At 66.4% G+C, this 13813-nt stretch carries 14 protein-coding genes; 1 reads left to right on the top strand and 13 read right to left on the bottom strand.

All coding sequences use genetic code 11. The features are described 5' to 3' along the window. Positions 1 to 63 precede the first annotated feature (63 nt). Positions 64 to 705, top strand: a complete 642-nt coding sequence (locus RN51_RS16410; RefSeq protein WP_045265109.1) for a class I SAM-dependent methyltransferase — start codon at positions 64 to 66, stop codon at positions 703 to 705. 59 nt (positions 706 to 764) lie between these two features. On the opposite strand, the gene dapF is transcribed toward RN51_RS16410, so the two are convergent. From dapF to RN51_RS16350, 13 genes are all read right to left on the bottom strand, one after another. Then, entirely contained in the window at positions 765 to 1637 is an 873-nt protein-coding gene (gene dapF, locus RN51_RS16405) for a diaminopimelate epimerase (protein WP_045265108.1), read from the bottom strand. A 34-nt stretch (positions 1638 to 1671) separates the two neighbouring features. After that, positions 1672 to 2208, bottom strand: a complete 537-nt coding sequence (locus RN51_RS16400; protein WP_045265107.1) for a dihydrofolate reductase family protein — start codon at positions 2206 to 2208, stop codon at positions 1672 to 1674. A 67-nt stretch (positions 2209 to 2275) separates the two neighbouring features. Further along, a complete protein-coding gene (gene miaA / locus RN51_RS16395; RefSeq protein WP_045265106.1) occupies positions 2276 to 3187 on the bottom strand; it encodes a tRNA (adenosine(37)-N6)-dimethylallyltransferase MiaA in 912 nt (303 codons plus the stop codon). Beyond that, entirely contained in the window at positions 3184 to 4731 is a 1548-nt protein-coding gene (miaB, locus tag RN51_RS16390) for a tRNA (N6-isopentenyl adenosine(37)-C2)-methylthiotransferase MiaB (protein WP_045265372.1), read from the bottom strand. The genes miaA and miaB overlap by 4 nt, the downstream gene beginning before the upstream one ends. A 49-nt stretch (positions 4732 to 4780) precedes the next feature. Further along, positions 4781 to 5641 (bottom strand): regulatory protein RecX, encoded by an 861-nt coding sequence (locus tag RN51_RS16385; protein WP_045265105.1) that lies wholly within the window; start codon positions 5639 to 5641, stop codon positions 4781 to 4783. Next, positions 5641 to 6690 (bottom strand): recombinase RecA, encoded by a 1050-nt coding sequence (recA, locus tag RN51_RS16380; protein ID WP_045265104.1) that lies wholly within the window; start codon positions 6688 to 6690, stop codon positions 5641 to 5643. The genes RN51_RS16385 and recA overlap by 1 nt, the downstream gene beginning before the upstream one ends. A 269-nt stretch (positions 6691 to 6959) precedes the next feature. Continuing rightward, positions 6960 to 7184 (bottom strand): DUF3046 domain-containing protein, encoded by a 225-nt coding sequence (locus tag RN51_RS18285; protein WP_082066632.1) that lies wholly within the window; start codon positions 7182 to 7184, stop codon positions 6960 to 6962. An 18-nt stretch (positions 7185 to 7202) separates the two neighbouring features. Beyond that, positions 7203 to 7511: a helix-turn-helix domain-containing protein gene (locus tag RN51_RS16375; protein ID WP_026049981.1), complete on the bottom strand. Its 309-nt coding sequence runs from the start codon at positions 7509 to 7511 to the stop codon at positions 7203 to 7205. 141 nt (positions 7512 to 7652) lie between these two features. Then, entirely contained in the window at positions 7653 to 8138 is a 486-nt protein-coding gene (locus tag RN51_RS16370) for a CinA family protein (protein ID WP_045265103.1), read from the bottom strand. After that, positions 8135 to 8710, bottom strand: coding sequence for a CDP-diacylglycerol--glycerol-3-phosphate 3-phosphatidyltransferase (pgsA, locus tag RN51_RS16365; RefSeq protein WP_045265102.1), 576 nt, complete (start codon positions 8708 to 8710; stop codon positions 8135 to 8137). Before pgsA ends, RN51_RS16370 begins: the two co-directional genes overlap by 4 nt. After that, on the bottom strand, positions 8710 to 11445 hold the full coding sequence (locus RN51_RS16360) for an FtsK/SpoIIIE family DNA translocase (RefSeq protein WP_045265101.1): 2736 nt from the start codon (positions 11443 to 11445) through the stop codon (positions 8710 to 8712). Before RN51_RS16360 ends, pgsA begins: the two co-directional genes overlap by 1 nt. 74 nt (positions 11446 to 11519) lie before the next feature. Beyond that, entirely contained in the window at positions 11520 to 12014 is a 495-nt protein-coding gene (locus RN51_RS16355) for a GNAT family N-acetyltransferase (protein WP_045265100.1), read from the bottom strand. 72 nt (positions 12015 to 12086) lie between these two features. Next, on the bottom strand, positions 12087 to 13763 hold the full coding sequence (locus RN51_RS16350; RefSeq protein ID WP_045265099.1) for a ribonuclease J: 1677 nt from the start codon (positions 13761 to 13763) through the stop codon (positions 12087 to 12089). Positions 13764 to 13813 lie beyond the last annotated feature (50 nt).

Here is a 13813-nt window from a genome sequence, read left to right as displayed (position 1 = left end):
CCTTGTCTCTGGGTTTCGTTGCGAGCCTTAACCTTAGCCCGCGCTGTCCGGTACGCTCACCGTATGGGGTCAGATCACTACTTCACTGCGGCCCCGGCAAGCCCCGAGAACCTTCGGCGGATCCGCGTCTCGCTCGCGGGTCGAGAGCTGGAGGTCACCACCGCCGGTGGTGTGTTCAGTCCAGACCGTCTCGACGCCGGCACTGCAGTGCTCCTCGCCAACATGCCCCCGGTTCCGCCGGGCGGCGATCTTCTCGACCTCGGCAGCGGCTGGGGTCCGGTGACGCTGTCGATGGCGCTGTCAGCTCCCCACGCGACGGTCTGGGCCGTCGACGTCAATGAGCGGGCCCTCGACCTCGTGCGTCGCAACGCGGCAGCTCTCGGGCTCACCAATGTCAACGCATCACTCCCCGAGGATGTTCCCGAGCACGTGTCGTTCCGCACGATTCGCTCGAATCCTCCGATCCGCGTCGGCAAGAACGAGCTCCATGGGCTTCTCGAGCGGTGGATCCCGCGCCTCGACGAGCGCAGCGATGCCTGGCTCGTGGTGCAGCGCAACCTCGGCGCCGATTCCCTGCAGCGCTGGATCGGATCGACCTTCCACCCCGGCTACAGCGTGTTCCGAACCGCCACGGGCAAGGGCTACCGCATCCTCAAGGTGCGAAAGCACGGAAACCCGCCGACGGAGCCGATTCTCCTCAGCTGAGCAGACCGGGCTGAGCGGAGCGATACCCACGCCATCCGCTCGAGCTGCCGATCGACCGCTCAGACGAGGTCGACCTCACCCTGGAACACGAGTTGCGCCGGACCCGACAGGGCGACGTGCTCGCCGTCCTCCGCGGGGAACATGCGTACCCCCAGCGTGCCTCCCGGCACCTCGACCTGCCAGTTGCTCGGAGCGTTCGCTCCTGCCCAGTGTCGAACCGCGAGTGCTGTCGCGGCGACGCCCGTGCCACAGCTGAGGGTCTCCCCCACGCCACGCTCGAAGACCCGCATGCTCACGTGCCCGATCCCGTCGCGAACGAGCGGCTCGCCGGGAACCACGAACTCGATGTTCGCGCCCTCGGGGAGCAGCGGGTCGAGGCCGGGAGCCCTGTGCAGCTCGAGCGACGCGAGCTCAGCCTCGGACGCGAGGGCTACTACGACATGCGGGTTGCCGACATCGATGCCGAGTCCCGGCCGAGTGACGGACAGGCCGTCGACACGCACCAGCGGGTCATCCCCGGAGAGCTTCCAGCGCCCGAGATCGACCTGGTAGCCGGTCGCGCTGCGTGTGACGTCGCGCACACCCGCCCGTGTTCCGATCGGCAGTGTGGAGCCGGGTTCGATCGTCGCGAGGCCCGAGCGCACGAGGTAGTGCGCGAAGACGCGAACGCCGTTCCCGCACATCTCGGCGATCGATCCGTCTGCATTGCGGTAGTCCATGAACCACTCCGCCTGCGGCTCCTCCTCGAGCGCCGCCGCGCCCTCGGAGATGGCCGAGGACTTCACGACGCGAAGGATTCCATCCGCGCCGATACCGAAGTGCCGGTCGCACAGCACAGCGACCTGCTCGACGGTGAGGTCAAGCTCGGCATCCGGATCGGCGATGATGATGAAATCGTTGCCCGTGCCGTGCCCCTTGGTGAATGCGACCATAGTCCCAGTCTAGGGATCGTGAGACGCAGCCCCGTCACGCCTGTCCGTCGCGAGCGACCCGATAGCGCCCGCAGAGGAAGTTGCGATTGCGCGCCACCTCCAGCAGCTCGAGGTCGAGCCTGCGCGGAAGCAAGGGAGCTCCGGAACCGAGCGTGACGGGGGCATACTGCACCCAGACCTCGTCGAGCACCCCGGCGTCGGCGAACTGGCCGGCCAGGTCTCCCCCGCCCACGACCCAGAGGTCCTTGCCGCCTGCAGCCTCCACCATCCGGGAATGCACGGTCCGGACGTCGTCCTGAGTCAGCCGCACATCGGCACCCGCGGGAAGATCGAGTTCACGGTGCGTGAACACCCACGTGGGCTGGGTGTACCCCCAGCGCCCCTCTTCGTGGCGCATCACCCATTCATACGTCGACGAGCCCATGGCCAGCGCCCCGATGTTCCGCTCGAAACCCGTGTAGGCCATCGGTCCGTCTTGGTCGACGTCCTGCGTGAGCAGCCAGTCCAGCGAATGCTCGTCGGTGGCGATGAATCCGTCGAGGCTGGATGAGGTGTAGAAGTGAGTCGTCATCCATCGAGCGTCCCAGGGACCACCGACATCCGGGATCGCCGATGTCGACGGCCACCGACATGGCGGGTCAGGAGACGAGGACCGCAGCGGCCTCGGCGGGTGCATCCCACCATTCGAGCTCGGGGTACCGCTTGAACCAGGACACCTGACGACGAGCGTAGCGTCGCGTGAGCGCCTGGGTGTGCGCGATGGCTTCGTCTTGGGTGAGGCGTCCGTCGAGCTGAGACAGTGCCTGCGCGTAGCCGATGGCACGCGGCGCTGTTCCTCCACGTTCGAGCCCACGGGAACGGAGCTCGGCGACCTCGTCCAGCAGGCCGTCAGCCCACATGCGCTCGACCCTGGCGTCGAGGCGCTCCACCAGTGCGGGGCGATCGACGCGCAACCCGATCAGGCGCGACTGCGGGTGCCAGAGCACGGGTGCGTCGGGGAGCGCAGCACCGTGGGTGGCGCTCCCCTGCTCGAGCACCTCAAGAGCGCGGATGACGCGACGCGGATTGCGCGGATCGACGCGGTCGGCCGCTTCGGGGTCCAGGCCGCGAAGCCGCTCGAGCATGGTCGCGGCCCCCAGCGTCTCGAACTCCTGTTCCAGGCGCTCGCGCAGCGCGGCGTCTCGCGGCGGGAAGCGGAAGTCGTAGACGACGCTCGACACGTACAGGCCGGAACCTCCGACGAGGATCGCGTCTCCTCCGCGCCGGTGTATGTCCTCGACCACGGCGCGCGCCCGGGGCTGGTACCAGGCGACGGCCGCATCCTCATCGACATCCAGAACGTCGAAGAGGTGATGCGGAATTCCGCGTCGTTCCGCCGACGACACCTTCGCGGTGCCGATGTCCATCCCGCGGTAGAGCTGCATGGCGTCGGCGTTCACGATCTCGGCCTGATTCCCTCTGGCCCGCAGTGCTTCAGCCAGCTCTATCGCGAGGTCGCTCTTCCCGGTGCCCGTCGCGCCGACGATCGCCCAGAGGCGTGGTCCGGTCACACTCCGACGCGCAGTGTCGGCAAGCCGAGCGACACGGCCTTCTTCTCACCGCTGGCGCTCGGTGCAGGAACCGCGCACGACTCGGACTGCGACCGATCCCACGCGTCACCGCCGCGGGTGCGACGGATCTTGAGAGGCGCTCCCGTCGGATCGTCCGCCAGGAGGTGGAACGGGGCTCCATGCGTCACCGTCACGGTGACGACATCTCCTGGACGAGGAAGGTCGGACCCCGGCGTCACCTCGAAGTGGACAAGCCTGTTGTCCTCCGCGCGGCCCGTGAGCCGGTGGGTCTCGGTGTCCTTCTTGCCCTCTCCTGTGGAGACGAGAACCTCGATCTCCCGACCCACCTGCTTCTGGTTCTCCTCCAGCGAGATGCGCTCCTGAAGGGCGATCAGACGGTTGTAACGCGCCTGGACGATCTCCTTGGGGACCTGGTCCTCCATGGTCGCTGCGGGTGTGCCCTCGCGGATCGAGTACTGGAAGGTGAAGGCGCTGGAGAAACGAGCCTGCTCGACCACACGCATGGTGTCTTCGAAGTCCTCCTCGGTCTCCCCGGGGAAGCCGACGATGATGTCGGTGGTGATCGCGGCGTTCGGGATGCGAGCACGAACTCGATCGAGGATTCCGAGGAACCGCTCGCTGCGGTAGGAACGCCGCATCGCCTTGAGGATGCGGTCGCTCCCCGACTGCAGCGGCATGTGCAGCTGCGGCATCACATTCGACGTTTCGGCCATGGCGTCGATCACATCGTCCGTGAAGGCTGCGGGGTGCGGGCTCGTGAACCGGATGCGCTCGAGACCTTCGATCTCACCGGCCGCGCGCAGCAGCTTGCCGAAAGCCTGTCGATCACCGAACTCCACACCGTAGGAGTTCACGTTCTGCCCGAGGAGCGTCACCTCGATCGCACCGTCGTCGACCAGAAGACGGATCTCGTTCAGGATGTCGCCGGGACGGCGATCCTTCTCCTTGCCCCGCAGACTCGGCACGATGCAGAACGTGCAGGTGTTATTGCAGCCGACCGAGATCGACACCCAACCGCTGTGAGCCGAGTCTCGCTTCGTGGGCAACGTGGAGGGGAACACTTCGAGCGACTCGAGGATCTCGAGTTCAGCGTCACCGTTGTGGCGCGCGCGCTCGAGCAATCCGGGAAGGGAGCCCATGTTGTGAGTGCCGAACACGACGTCCACCCACGGCGCCTTGTCGAGCACAGCCTGCTTGTCCATCTGCGCGAGGCAGCCGCCGACGGCGATCTGCATCCCGTCCTTACGCCGCTTGACGGATGCGAGGTGTCCGAGCGTGCCGTAGAGCTTGCCCGCGGCGTTGTCGCGGACCGCGCAGGTGTTGATGATCACCACGTCGGCTTCTGCACCGTCGAGTGCTCGGACATAGCCGGCGCTCTCCAAGGAACCCGAGAGTCTCTCGGAGTCGTGCACGTTCATCTGGCACCCGAAGGTGCGCACTTCATACGATCGCTGTCGTCCGTCGGCGTCGACGGCTGCCGACGACGCGCCGATGATCGTCGGTTCGCTGCGCGGGATAGTCATGATCACCCCATTGTACGAGCCGTTTCCTGGCCGAAGCGGCGTCGTCGGCTCAGTCGGAATCGACGAACCGCACCCCCGAGGTCGCCCCGCCGAAGGAGGCCTCACGGAGAGCGGCTTTCGCTGCCTTCATCGAGACAGCTCCGTTATATCCACGACGCGAGAGCTGACCCACCAGACGGCGAAGTGCTGCGTCGGGATCGAGCCGACTCATCGACCGCGCCTTGGTCCGAGCGAACTCCAACGCGCGTTCATCATCGTCGTCCGGAAGCTCGTCGAGCGCAGTCTCGATGACGTCACGGGGAATCCCGCGCTGCGAGAGTGAGCGAGACAGGGCGACTCTCCCCTGCCCCTTCCGCTCCACCCCCGATCGCACGAGCACGCCGGCGAGAGCGGCATCGTCGAGGTAGCCACGACGGCAGAAATCTTCGATCACATCGCTGATCGTCTCGCTGTCGAGTCCGACCCCCCTCAACACCTGCCGGGCTTCCGCGATCGACAACGACCGTGCTCGCAGCTTCCTTACGAGCGACTCCTCCGCCGTGGCGCGGGTCTCCTCGGGCGACGGCTCGTCCTGAGAGGAGCCCTCTCCCTCCGTCGCGTCGATCGCGCGGAGACGCGGAGCGGACTGCGAGGGGTGAGCGTGTGAGTCGCCGGAGCGATTCCTGCGCCCACGAGCCGGGTGACGGTTGCTGGGAGTTCCCGCGTCGGCGTCGACGACCGACGCACGTCCAGCGGGCGGATGATCCCAGGTCGTCCGCCAGGTAGCCGCGCCGTCACCGCTCGGCGACGTTGTACTGCCATCCTCCGAGGCCTGTGAGGAAGGCGTCTGGCGAGAACTCTTCGACGATCCGCCGAAGAGGGGGATGATGGGGGCGATCCGGTCCGGATCGCCCCCACGCGAGTCGTTCATCAGGCCGGACGACGCTCAGCGAGCTCGTCGGCTGCTGCCGGGACACCAGCCGGACCGCCGATGCCGAGCTTCTGCTTGATCTGCGTCTCGATCGCCAGGGCGATGTCGGGGTTGTTGAGCAGGAACGTGCGAGCGTTCTCCTTGCCCTGACCCAGCTGATCACCGTCATAGGTGTACCAGGAACCCGACTTCTTGACGATCGCATGCTCGACGCCGAAATCGATCAGGCTTCCCTCACGGGAGATGCCGACACCGTAGAGGATGTCGAACTCCGCCTGCTTGAACGGCGGCGCCATCTTGTTCTTCACGACCTTGACCCTGGTGCGGTTACCCACGGCGTCGGTTCCGTCCTTCAGCGTCTCGATACGGCGGATGTCCATGCGGACCGAGGCGTAGAACTTCAGAGCCTTACCACCAGCGGTGGTCTCGGGGGAACCGAAGAAGACACCGATCTTCTCGCGCAGCTGGTTGATGAAGATCATGGTGGTGTTGGTCTGGTTCAGACCACCGGTGAGCTTACGAAGGGCCTGCGACATGAGTCGCGCCTGCAGACCCACGTGCGAATCGCCCATCTCGCCCTCGATCTCGGCACGCGGGACGAGCGCTGCAACGGAGTCGATCACGATGAGGTCGATCGCTCCCGAGCGCACCAGCATGTCGGCGATCTCGAGCGCCTGCTCTCCGGTGTCGGGCTGCGACACCAGCAGCGCATCGATGTCGACGCCCAGCTTGGCGGCATAGTCGGGGTCGAGCGCGTGCTCCGCGTCGATGAAGGCCGCGATGCCGCCAGCGCGCTGGGCGTTGGCGATCGCGTGCAGGGTGAGAGTCGTCTTACCCGAGGATTCCGGTCCGTAGATCTCTACGATTCGACCACGCGGCAGTCCTCCGACGCCGAGGGCGACATCGAGGGCGATGGAGCCGGTGGGAATGACGGCCACGGGTGCCCGCTCATCGCTGCCCAGTCGCATAACCGAGCCCTTTCCGAACTGGCGGTCGATCTGGGCGAGGGCGGTCTCGAGGGACTTCTCGCGGTCGGCGGGTGATGGCATGATGTGCTCCTTCTGCGCGCGTGATGCCGCCTGTAGGCTGTCGCGGCGCTCCCGGTTGGGAGCAACTCTCCGACAAGGCGTAATGGCTCTTCGGCTTGTTCTCCACCGTAGGAGAGACCACCGACATCAGTGCGACGGTCTCACATACGGTGCAGAACAGATTCTCTGAACCACTTGTGCAGAAGACTACGCCCACTTCGAACGGATCTTCGACGACACGCCGAAATCCACGGGCCCGTTTCCGTACTTCCCAGAGATCATCTCGCCGGTCAGCGCCCTCGTGGCTCCTGGCGTCCGACCCCGTGACGTCGTTCCTCGGGAACATCCATCTCCGCGCACAACGCCAACCAGATATCGCGCGGCGGGGTTCCGTCTGCCAGCGCCTCGACCGCCGTGCGGCCACCGACTCCGCTCAGACCGAGATCGTTCACCAGGGACGAAGCCCGCGCCTGGAACTCTGTGTCCACCGCGCGAAGAAACTCGCTACGACGCATCGCCACCCCGCTCGGGGATCAGTGCAGCGAGAGCTGGGGCTCGACCGAGGCCACCAGATCGTCGGGGACGACATCCGGGAAGACCTGGATGCCTTCGAGCACCGAGATACGGTCGCCCACCTCGCGCATGATCGTCGAGATCGGAACATCGAGAGCGTCCGCGACAGAGGCGAGGATCTCACTCGAAGCCTCTTTCTGGCCGCGCTCCACCTCGCTGAGGTAGCCGAGGGCGACAGAGGCCTTACTGGCAACCTGCCGGAGCGTACGCCCCTTCTGCAGGCGGAAGTCCCTCAGCACATCGCCGATTTCCTGTCGTACAAGAATCATCGGAACCTCCTCCCCATGTGTTCGCTCGAGGTTGCCCCCGATGAGACAGCCAGTCTAGTACCCCTGGCGTGCACAGAATCTACTCCTGCACTCTGTGGTTTACGTGTGAGCACATCAGACATAACCAGCCGGGGGCTGCAGCTATTCCGCGAGCAGGAAGTGCAGCTCTTCCAGTGCGGCGGCCACGGTCTGCGCACGGATCGATTCCCGATCCCCGGCGAAGTGGAAGGCCGTGGTGCGAGATGCTGCGGGTGTCACCACCCCGATGTGCACGGTGCCGACGGGCTGCCCGTCCGGGGACTCCGGTCCGGCGATCCCGGTCGTGGACACCCCGACGTCGGCAGCCTCGCCGTCGACACCGACGACGCTCCTGACGCCGTCCGCCATCTCCAGGGCGACCTGAGGATGCACCGGCCCGTGTCTCGCCAGCAGCTCCTCGTCGACGCCCAGCACGGATGCCTTGACCGGCGTCGCGTACGCCACCACTCCTCCGAGCAGCGCAGCGGACGCCCCGGGGACCGCCACGATCTCAGCGCACAGAGCTCCACCTGTCAACGACTCGGCCACTCCGAGCTTCCACCCGCGTCGCCCCAGCGCCGAGAGTACCTCGGCAGCCACACGACTCATGGCTTCCGGCGCGACCCGCGCACCTGCGCCACGATGTAGTCGATGCCGCTCGCGACCGTCAGCACCAGCACGATGAGCATGAGGATGAACGTGATCAGCGTCCAGGCATCGAGACCGATGACGTAATGCAACGGGAGAAGAGCCCATCCGAGCGCGACACCTTGGAAGGCGGTCTTGATCTTGCCCATCCACGCCGCGGCCACGACATGCTCGCTGGCCACCATGAGCCGGTGGATGGTGATGCCCCACTCGCGCACGAGGATGATCGCGACGATCCACCAGCTGACCTCATCCAGAATGGCGAGTCCGATGAACCCCGCGCCGGTGAGCATCTTGTCGGCGATGGGATCCCAGAGCTTGCCGAAGTCGCTGACGATGTCGTACTTGCGTGCGAGGTAGCCGTCGACCCAGTCCGTCGAGATCCCGACGATGAAGATCACTCCCGCAGCCCACCGGAGACCCGGGTCGGAGAGCCCGTAGGTACCGCCCAGCAGAAGCAGGACGAAGAACACGACGGCCAGCGGGATGCGAGCGACCGTGATGGCGTTGGGGAGCTGCCGTGGGATCGCCATCAGTCGCGCCCCGTCAGGCCCCAGGCGTCTTCGTCGCCCTCGGCCTCCACCTCGGGAAGACCCTCGTACTGAGCCGCGATCGGATCGTGAGCCTGCGGCAACGGCGGTACCGGCGGAGCCGCAGGAGCGGCCGACGCCGCAGGGGCCGCCGGGACGTCCTCGCCGCGCAGCTTGGCCATCACCTGCGGGAGCTGCTCGGCGGTGGCGAGCACGTCACGCGCCTTCGACCCCTCGGAGGGGCCGACGATCTCGCGCGACTCGAGGAGATCCATGAGACGACCGGCCTTCGCGAACCCGACACGGAGCTTGCGCTGGAGCATCGACGTCGATCCGAACTGCGAGGAGACGATGAGCTCGGCGGCCGCGAGCAGCAGCTCCAGGTCATCTCCGATGTCCTCGTCGACCTCCTTCTTCTTCGACGGCTCCATCGCCTCCTGTACGTCCGGACGGTAGTCAGGGCGAGCCTGACGGGTCACGTGCTTGACGACCGCGTCGATCTCCTTCTCATCGACCCACGCACCCTGCAGGCGGAAAGGCTTCGATGAGCCCATCGGCGAGAAGAGCGCGTCACCCTGACCGATGAGCTTGTCAGCGCCGGGACTGTCGAGGATGACACGGCTGTCCGTGACGCTCGTGACGGCGAAGGCCAGTCGCGAAGGGACGTTGGCCTTGATCAGACCCGTCACGACGTCGACGCTCGGACGCTGCGTGGCGAGCACCAGGTGGATGCCGGACGCACGTGCGAGCTGGGTGATCCGGACGATCGAGTCCTCCACGTCGCGAGGAGCGACCATCATGAGGTCGGCGAGCTCGTCGACGACGACCAGCAGATACGGGTAGGGCTTCAGCACGCGCTCGCTGCCCGGGGGCAACTCGACCTCGCCCGCGCGGACGGCCCGGTTGAAGTCGTCGATGTGCCGGAAGCCGAACGATGCGAGATCGTCGTACCGCATGTCCATCTCCTTCACGACCCACTGCAGCGCTTCAGCCGCCTTCTTCGGGTTCGTGATGATGGGCGTGATCAGATGCGGGACGCCGGCATAGCTGGTGAGCTCCACACGCTTCGGGTCGATCAGCACCATGCGCACGTCGGCCGGACGAGCACGCATCAGCAGGCTCGTGATCATGGAGTTCACGAAGCTCGACTTACCGGAGCCCGTGGATCCGGCCACGAGGAGGTGGGGCATCTTGGCGAGGTTCGCGATGACGATGTTGCCCCCGACGTCTTTTCCGACGCCGATCGTCATGGGGTGCGTGCTCTTCTGCGCAGCGGGCGAGCGCAGCACATCGCCGAGTGCCACCATCTCCTTGTCGGCGTTCGGGATCTCGATGCCGATCGCGCTCTTGCCCGGGATCGGCGAGAGGATGCGCACATCGTTCGACGCCACCGCATAGGCGAAGTTGTTGCTCAGCTGCAGGATCTTCTCGACCTTGACGCCGTGGCCCACCTCGACCTCGTACTGCGTGACCGTCGGGCCACGCGAGAACCCGGTCACCTTGGCGTCGACCTTGAACTGCGACAGCACGCTGGTGATCTGCTCGATCACCTTGTCGGTCGCCTCGGAGCGCATGACCGGCGGCGGGCCTTCGACCAGGAGCCCGGGAGAGGGCAGGATGTAGGGCGTGACCGGCGCCTGCGGACCGCGGTCACCAGGACCATCGGTGCCGAAGCCGTCGAGACCGGGGAGTTCCGGCACCTCTCCTGTCTCGGACGAGTCGTCGAGCAGGGCCGTGGTCTGCTGCTCGGCGAGGGAATCGGCGACCGACCTGACCTCGGACAGCACCTCGGTAGCGGCGTCGTAGGGGTTCTCGACGACGACGGCCTGGTCATAGGCCGGCGTGGGTTCGGATGTCGTCAGCAGCGCGGTGATGTCGTCGGAGTCGAGCGTGCCCTCATCGGGGTCTTCTTCGCGGCCGGTCTTGTTACGGCGCCACCACGGCAGCACGTCGGGGTCATCGGTCTTGTCCGCGTCGTCGATCTCCGCGGCGTCCTTCGCCGGCTTCTCCGGGCGTTCCGCGTCGAACATCCACGCGTAAAGGTCGCCGAGACGGGCGCCGACGCGATTCGGCGGCGTCTTCGTGAGGATCAGGATGCTGAGCGCCGCGAGCAGCGAGAGCACGATGTACGCCGGGATGTCGGTGAGATACGTGAGCGGCTGTCCTACCAGCCAGCCCAGCAGACCGCCCGACTCGCTGAGCGCCGGCATCCCCTGGTTCGGATGCGGGCGGGGCCCCGCGACATGGAACATCCCCGCGAGCGCGAGGACGAACATGCCGAAGCCGATCCCGATGCGACCGTTGTCATGGACCGAGGACGGGTGCCGGAACAGCCACCCCGCGAGCAGCAAGAGCAGCACGGGCATGATGAACGCCACGCGCCCGACGAAGAGGCCCACCGAGTACGCGCTGATGTTCGCCGCGACCTCGTTGCCGATGAAGAACCACTCGTTGACCGCACCGAGCACGGCGAGGAGCACGAGGAACAGGGGAAAGCCGTCGCGACGGTCGTCCTTTTCGAGCGTCTCAGGGCCGAAGGCGCGGAAGAGTCCACCGACGCCGTGCGCCAGCCCGACCCAGGCGCGGACGGCGATAGGAGGCTTGTCGGCCTCGTCGATGTACTTCTTGGGAGCCGGCTGGGCCTTGCGTGCGGGCGGGGCCTTGGGAGCCGTCTGCCGCTTGGGGCGCGACGGTGCGCTGGTCGACGCGCGCTCTGTCTTCGTGGTACTCCTGGCCATGCTCTCACGTTACGTCCAACAAGCGACATCGCCCCGTAATGACGCGGCTTTCCACGGATCGGAGAGAGCCTTGCCTACGCCGTTCTCCGCGCCATCGTGTCTCGTGTCGCCCCCTCACCCACTACGGTGAACCCTTCCGCCCGATACAGATTGCGTGCGAAGTTGTCCCGCTCCACGCTCAGGCTGATCCTGGCATGACCCCGCGAACCGGCGAGCTGCACGACGCCACGCAGCAACGAGCGCCCGACGCCCCGCGCACGCCAGAGCGGATGCACTCCGATGATCAGCTCGGGGACGGCCACACCGACGAAGCCGAACCCCGGCTCGTTCTGCGGAAGCACGCGATACCAGGCGGCACCGACCGGAACCGCATCGTCACCCATCGCGATGAGGCCGTCGTCGGACATCCGCATCCACCCTGCGAGGTAACGCCGATGGTCGGGTGAGGTCAGCACCTCGTGCCTCGGACGCACTCCCCCGGCCCGCCAGTTCGCCGCCTCGACGAGCATGTCGCCGAGGAACACCGCGTCCGTCTGCGATGCCCTGCGAAGCGAGAGGCCCCTGTGCATGTCGCGAGCATAGGCCGACGGTGTTACGTCGGCGTGACGGCTACCCGTGAGTGAGGGACGACCCCACCGAGGTCACGCCTCGATCACGAGCGGCACGATCATGGGGCGGCGACGCAGCCGCTGGTTCACCCAGCGACCGATGGTGCGCCGCACCACCTGCGACAGCGCGTGGGTGTCGCGGACACCGTTGCCCGACGCTTCCTTGAGCGCAGCCACGATCTTGGGCGTGACGTCGTCGAACACGGAGTCATCCTCGGCGACGCCGCGCGCGTGGATCTCCGGGCCCGAGATGATGCGGCCGGTCGTCGCGTCCACCACGACGATGACCGAGATGAAGCCCTCTTCGCCGAGGATTCGACGGTCCTTGAGATCGGCATCGGTGATCTCGCCCACCGTGGACCCGTCGACGTAGACGAAGCCGAGATCGAGCTGCCCCGCGACAGTCGCGACGCCGTCCTTGAGGTCGATCACGGTGCCGTTCGAGGCGATGATCGTGTTGTCCTCCGGCACCCCGGTGTCCTGCGCGAGCTTCGCGTTGGCGATGAGATGACGGTACTCGCCATGGACAGGAAGCACGTTCTTCGGCTTCAGGATGTTGTAGCAGTAGATGAGCTCGCCGGCGGCGGCGTGTCCGGACACGTGCACCTTGGCGTTCGCCTTGTGCACGACGTTGGCGCCCAGCTTGGTCAAGCCGTCGATCACGCGGTACACGGCGTTCTCGTTGCCCGGGATGAGGCTGGACGCGAGGATGACGGTGTCGCCCTCGCTGATCTCGATCGCGTGGTCCATGTTCGCCATCCGGCTGAGCACGGCCATCGGCTCACCCTGCGAGCCCGTCGACATGTAGACGATCTGCTCGTCGGGGAGGTCGCGCGCCTTCTTGAAATCGATGAGGACGCCGTCCGGCACCTTCAAGTAGCCGAGCTGCTCCGCGATCGTCATGTTGCGCACCATGCTGCGACCGAGGAACGCGACACGACGCCCGTTGGCGTGTGCGGCATCGATCACCTGCTGCACACGGTGGACATGGCTGGAGAAGCTGGCCACTATCACTCGACGCGGTGCCTTCGCGATCACCTGATCGAGCACGGGGCCGATGGAGCGTTCCGTCGGAGTGAAGCCGGGGACGTCTGCGTTGGTCGAGTCGACGAGGAACAGGTCCACACCCTCTTCACCGAGGCGGGCGAACGCGCGCAGGTCGGTGATCCGGCCGTCGAGCGGCAGCTGGTCCATCTTGAAGTCGCCCGTCGCGAGAACCATGCCGGCGGGGGTGCGGATGGCCACGGCCAGTGCGTCGGGGATGGAGTGGTTGACCGCGACGAACTCCAGGTCGAACGGACCGACCCGCTCCTCCTGGCCCTCCTTCACCGTGAGGGTGAAGGCCTTGATGCGATGCTCCTTGAGCTTCGCCTCGACGAGCGCAAGGGTGAGCCCGGAACCGATCAGGGGGATGTCGCTCTTCAGACGCAGGAGGTAGGGCACCGCGCCGATGTGATCCTCATGACCGTGCGTGAGCACCACGCCGACGATGTCGTCGAGGCGGTCGCGGATCGGCTCGAAGTCCGGGAGGATCAGGTCGACGCCCGGCTGGTGCTCCTCGGGGAAGAGCACGCCGCAGTCGACGATCAGGATCTTCCCGTCGTACTCGAACATGGTCATGTTGCGACCGATCTCGCCGAGCCCGCCGATCGGGATGACCCGCAGCGTCCCTTCGTCGAGAGCGGTCGGTTCTACCAGGGGAATGGACATGCTGTCTCCTCAGTCGGACACTCCGCGCGTCCGTTCGTTCATGGCGACGC

Source organism: Microbacterium oxydans, from assembly GCF_000956405.1.
GTDB classification, from domain to species: domain Bacteria; phylum Actinomycetota; class Actinomycetes; order Actinomycetales; family Microbacteriaceae; genus Microbacterium; species Microbacterium oxydans_C.
Note: the sequence above shows the minus strand (reverse complement) of the source record. Positions and strands in the feature narration are given on the sequence as shown.

Coding starts and splice junctions, on each gene's coding strand:
- RN51_RS16410 (WP_045265109.1), top strand. CDS start 64: ATGGGGTCAGATCACTACTTCACTGCGGCCCCGGCAAGCCCCGAGAAC.
- dapF (WP_045265108.1), bottom strand. CDS start 1,637: ATGGTCGCATTCACCAAGGGGCACGGCACGGGCAACGATTTCATCATC.
- RN51_RS16400 (WP_045265107.1), bottom strand. CDS start 2,208: ATGACGACTCACTTCTACACCTCATCCAGCCTCGACGGATTCATCGCC.
- miaB (WP_045265372.1), bottom strand. CDS start 4,731: ATGACTATCCCGCGCAGCGAACCGACGATCATCGGCGCGTCGTCGGCA.
- RN51_RS16385 (WP_045265105.1), bottom strand. CDS start 5,641: ATGAACGACTCGCGTGGGGGCGATCCGGACCGGATCGCCCCCATCATC.
- recA (WP_045265104.1), bottom strand. CDS start 6,690: ATGCCATCACCCGCCGACCGCGAGAAGTCCCTCGAGACCGCCCTCGCC.
- RN51_RS18285 (WP_082066632.1), bottom strand. CDS start 7,184: ATGCGTCGTAGCGAGTTTCTTCGCGCGGTGGACACAGAGTTCCAGGCG.
- RN51_RS16375 (WP_026049981.1), bottom strand. CDS start 7,511: ATGATTCTTGTACGACAGGAAATCGGCGATGTGCTGAGGGACTTCCGC.
- RN51_RS16370 (WP_045265103.1), bottom strand. CDS start 8,138: ATGAGTCGTGTGGCTGCCGAGGTACTCTCGGCGCTGGGGCGACGCGGG.
- pgsA (WP_045265102.1), bottom strand. CDS start 8,710: ATGGCGATCCCACGGCAGCTCCCCAACGCCATCACGGTCGCTCGCATC.
- RN51_RS16360 (WP_045265101.1), bottom strand. CDS start 11,445: ATGGCCAGGAGTACCACGAAGACAGAGCGCGCGTCGACCAGCGCACCG.
- RN51_RS16355 (WP_045265100.1), bottom strand. CDS start 12,014: ATGCACAGGGGCCTCTCGCTTCGCAGGGCATCGCAGACGGACGCGGTG.
- RN51_RS16350 (WP_045265099.1), bottom strand. CDS start 13,763: ATGTCCATTCCCCTGGTAGAACCGACCGCTCTCGACGAAGGGACGCTG.